The 4,630-nt window shown below is 58.3% G+C and carries 3 protein-coding genes and 1 tRNA gene; 1 reads left to right on the plus strand and 3 read right to left on the minus strand.

The window, feature by feature from the left end:
* Positions 1–70: 70 nt before the first annotated feature.
* Entirely contained in the window at positions 71–1,927 is a 1,857-nt protein-coding gene (locus tag C1D09_RS24755; RefSeq protein WP_143976718.1) for an AAA family ATPase, read from the plus strand.
* A 255-nt stretch (positions 1,928–2,182) separates the two neighbouring features.
* On the opposite strand, the gene C1D09_RS24760 is transcribed toward C1D09_RS24755, so the two are convergent.
* From C1D09_RS24760 to C1D09_RS24770, 3 genes are all read right to left on the minus strand, one after another.
* A tRNA-Arg gene (locus tag C1D09_RS24760) sits at positions 2,183–2,259 on the minus strand.
* A gap of 225 nt (positions 2,260–2,484) precedes the next feature.
* A complete protein-coding gene (locus C1D09_RS24765) occupies positions 2,485–3,408 on the minus strand; it encodes a DUF1003 domain-containing protein (RefSeq protein WP_143976719.1) in 924 nt (307 codons plus the stop codon).
* 203 nt (positions 3,409–3,611) lie between these two features.
* The gene (locus C1D09_RS24770; RefSeq protein WP_143976720.1) at positions 3,612–4,505 is read right to left on the minus strand and encodes a D-alanyl-D-alanine carboxypeptidase family protein; all 894 of its coding nucleotides are present in this window, start codon (positions 4,503–4,505) and stop codon (positions 3,612–3,614) included.
* Between the last annotated feature and the right edge of the window lie 125 nt (positions 4,506–4,630).

Genomic DNA, 4,630 nt, shown 5'->3' on the forward strand with positions numbered 1-4,630 from the left:
GGGCCAGATGGACGAAAATACGGTCCAGTTCGCCGACGCTGTCGTAGCCAAAGCGCTAGCCTGACGTGCCATGCGATTAAGATCAGTCTTCATAAGCAATTATAAAACTCTTAAGGACTTTGAACTCAGATTTGAGGGCAACGGCTTCATCGATATTTTCGTCGGCAGCAACGGTTCGGGAAAGTCGAACCTCCTCGAAGCGCTCATTGAGATTTTTGACCATATCTATGGCTTCAAGACCGGCAACCCTGGTCCGGGTTTTGACTACGCGATCGCTTGGGATATTGCCGGAAACGAAACCACTATCTCTTGGCGTAACGGCCAACTTTCGATCAATGGCACTCGACGCAAGCAGATCGGAAAGGCGGCGCTTCCTTCCAACATAATTGTCTATTACTCGGGTCAGAACGACACGGTGGCGAGCCTGATCCGCCGCTATCGCGAAAGCTACCGACGCAATGTAAAAAAGGCGATTGTGGCGGAAAGTCCGCGATTTATTGGGATCGGTCCAGACTACAAAACGCTACTCGTCGCTTTAATGCTCATGCTTCCAACAGCTTCAAAGGCGCGTAGATTTCTCTGCGAGAAACTTGGGATAGAAGTGGCCGGTGGAACAACATGGCTGAAACTTCGTCGCCCCAGCACCGCCTCTAAGACCAGATCCTATGACCCATTCAACGACGTGGAAATCTTCTGGGGGATCAAGGGCATCGCGCGTCAATTTCTTGACCAGTTGATGGACTGCATCATCGGAGATTTTACACCCGGCTCGCTTTATAGCCGGGAGAGCGATACCTACCGTATCGAGATCGATATTTCGAAATTTCGAGAGACCTTCTCAACGGTAACTGCAGATGAAGTTTTCTGCCTTTTCAATGCTCTGCGTGCCTTGGGAATGATCGAAGATATCTCGATCCCACTACGGCTGGCGGCGAATGCCGAAGTTTCCTCTCGGGCGTTCAGCGATGGCCAATTTCAATCGGTCTACCTGTTTGCAATCTCCGAACTCTTTAAGAGCCGCAACTGCATTACACTCCTAGATGAACCCGATGCCTTTCTTCACCCCGAATGGCAGTCGGATTTTCTGGGCCAGACACACGCCATTTCTCAAGAAGGCACCCGCACAAACCACATACTAATGACAACCCATAGCGCCTCAACAGTCGCGGCGAAGGTTGAAAGCAACATCCGCAAATTTGAGTTCAGCGGCGAGAAAACCGAGGTGGTCCAGCGAAGCAAGGCAGAGATTATCAAGTCCCTTTCCGCTGGCTTGATTACGTTCTCGGCGAGCGAAGCTCGCTTAAACATAAAGCACAATCTCAAAAATGTAACCGGCCCTGTGCTCTTTACGGAGGGTGTGTCAGACGAGATAATTTTGGAAACCGCTTGGGAAAAGCTAAACCCAGGTTTAACCGCCCCCTTCGCAATACAGAGCGCCTTCAGCGCCAGTTTCCTCCGTGTGCTGTTGTCCGATCAGACGCTTTATGACGAACACCCCGATAGGTCGTTCTTTGGTCTCTTCGATTTCGACGACGCTTACAATTCCTGGAATATCCAAGGGGTGGATATAGAGCTTGATCCAGAAAGATGTCTGACGCGGAAACGAAATAATTGCGAGGGATATTCGATGCTCTTGCCAGTGCCGGCCGGACTGTCCATTCGCGATCAAGTGATAAACCCGACGACAGGGCAGCATTACAAATCGGAAGCGCGGCTTAGCATTGAGCTGCTATTCAGAGATGTTCCGGGACTGGATGCCAACTTTGAAGTGGATCCTACGCGCCCAGGTGGCTGCATTCGGTTTAAAGGGAAGAAAACGCGATTTGCTTCGCAGGTAGTTCCAACGCTCGACGCAGAATATTTCGAGGGCTTCCGTCCCATATTCAACTTCGTCCAGGGCGCCGTAGCTGTCGGTGCCCCGAGCTAAGGCAACCGTTGACCTCAAAGCACCGTCCTATCTTAAGGGTGGCACTGTTCCGGGCTAGCTGGATCCTGATCGGACGTTCTGAGGAAACCGTGCGTTGGCGTTGCTTGGCTCAACATTTCTGACATTGTCGTCTCGCAGCCCAAAGCAGGACAGTCAAAGTCAAGTTCGGTGTTACCCCGGTGTTACCCGAGCACTTGCGCGCTGGAGACTCCAGAATGTCCGATAGAGAAAAGTCTCAGCACTACAATGGTTTACTGGCGCACCCGACAGGATTCGAACCTGTGACCTCTGCCTTCGGAGGGCAGCGCTCTATCCAGCTGAGCTACGGGTGCTTCCCGGGGAAGCCGGAAAACGAACAAGCCGGTGAACCGGCAAGTCACGGCTTCTTAGCGGAAGCCGGCGCGGGCTTCAACGGGCAATTGGCGATTGGCTGCGCGTGGCGCGGGTGTCCCCTCACGGGTGCGGGCTTGTCGGACAGGGCGCTCCCTCTCCGTCCCGGCTTCGCCGAGCCACCTTTCCCCACGTCGTGGGGAAAAGGAACCCGAGCTCGGCGGGCCTCACTCCCCGGCCCCGCTTTTCACCACCCGCCTCCTGCGCACGGCGCGCTTCACCTTCTTGGTGCCCGCAAGCTCGTTCATGGCATCGAGCTGCATCTGCTGCATCTCGGCCAGGCGCGTCCATTGGCGGGATATGAGGTAGTCGAGTTTTTCGTGCAGGTGGCGCACTTCGAGCTCGGCCTTGAGGTTGACGCGGTATTCGTTGAAGGAGCGCAGGCGGTCTTTCACCTCCTGGCGCTTCTGGCTCATCATGATCACCGGCGCCTGGATGGCGGCGATGCAGGAGAGCAGCAGGTTGAGCAGGATGAAGGGATAGGGATCGAAGGCGCCGCCGATGCCCTCGAACAAATTGATGCCGATCCAGACCAAGAGCACGGTGGCGAACGAGATCAGGAACCACCAGCTCCCCCCGAAGGCTGCCATGTTGTCGGAGACGCGGTCGGGGAAGGTGCGGTGCTCCTCGAACTCTTCTTCCGAGTTTTCGGAGATCGTGTCTTGTCTCGCGATCGATTCCACCACCTGGCGGTCGAGCTCGGAGAATTCGCCGTGCTCCTGCTGCAGCAACTCCTCCATGTAGCGCATGCGGTAGCGGCCGAGCTCCTCGCGGCTTATGCGGGCGCCCCTGGGGAGGTCCGGATGGTCGGAACGGATGCGGTCGGCCAGGCTCGGGCGCAGCGTGTCGATTCGCACCAGGTCACGCTTGTGGAATTTGCGGCCGGAGATCGCCGACGGCTTCTTCTTCGGCTTTATGCGCGACGCACCGGGGCCGGTCGGCTCGGAATCCGGCACTTCGGGCATATCGAAATGCTCGTCCGAGCCCTCGTGCAGGTCTTCCGGCGTGATCGGCGCCTCGAAATACTCGCCGCCGCTGTCGTTCTCGGTGTCCGCCGCCTGCTGCTCGGATGCCTTGGGGACGGTGCTCATGTGCGGGCTCCCTGCTATGGCGCTGCTGCTTCAGGATACGCCAAGGCGGCCAGGCATATCCACTGTCGGATCGCGCTGCCTATGCCATGGCTTCCGGACGATTGCATGACAGTCGGATAACAATAGCCGGCTGCCGCCCGCCCCTCGCGGGTTCGGGGCGTTCGCCACACAAAAAGCCAAGCAATTGGCTCTTTGTCCGCCCCTCACTGCTGTTCGGCGAACATCAGCCTGGTCTTGCCGTCGGCCGTCGTCGGCGACAGGCTGCGCTGGATCAGCGCCTCGACATGGTCGTTGCGCTGGCGGGCCGAGTCTGCGCCCATCACCACCACGATCAGCTGGCGGCCGTCGGCATTGTAGGAGGTGACGATGTTGAAGCCCGACGCCCTGATGTAGCCGGTCTTGATGCCGTCGACGCCGCGCACGCGGCCGAGCATGTCGTTGTGGCCGCGCACCAGCCTGCCGCGGAACATGAAATCGCTTTCGGAGAAATAGTGGAAATGCTGGGGGAAGCGCTGGCGCAGCGCCATGCCCAGCACCGCCATGTCCCGCGCCGTGGTCATCTGGCCGTCGTCGGGCAGGCCGGACGCGTTGCGGAAAGTGGTGCTGGTCATGCCGAGCGCGCGCGCCTTGGATGTCATCATGGCGGCGAACTGGTCTTCCGAGCCGCCGAGATATTCGCCGACCGCCACCGCCACGTCATTGGCGGATTTGACGACGATGGCGCGGATGGCGGAATCGACGTCGATCGTTTCGCCGCGCCGGAAGCGCATCTTGGTCGGCGGCTGCGAGGCGGCGTGGTCGGAGACGGGGATCTGCGTTTCCTTGGTGACGCGGCCGGACTCCATCGCCTCGAACAGGAGGTAGAGCGTCATCATCTTGGTCAGCGAGGCCGGATAGCGCTGCGCCGTCGAGTTGACCTCGAACATCTGCTTGCCGGTCCTGACGTCGACGACGATCGCCGCATATTTCTGCGGCGGCGCCGGGACAGCCAGCACCTGGTCCGGCGGGGTCGTGGTCGAGCAGCCGACCACCATCAGCAACAGGCCAAGGGCGGCGAAAACTCTCTGGAGGAGGGGGAAGGGACGCAATTTGGACAAGGGCGGGACTGTTCTGGCGATGCTGTTGCTGAGATGAGGCGAAGCTAACGTAACGTGCTGGATGCGTCCATTTGGTTAATGGCTGTTAGTCCCAGGATTGTCGAGCCTTCGCAGCTTGCCAAGGC

The organism is Mesorhizobium intechi, assembly GCF_002879535.1.
GTDB lineage: Bacteria > Pseudomonadota > Alphaproteobacteria > Rhizobiales > Rhizobiaceae > Mesorhizobium > Mesorhizobium intechi.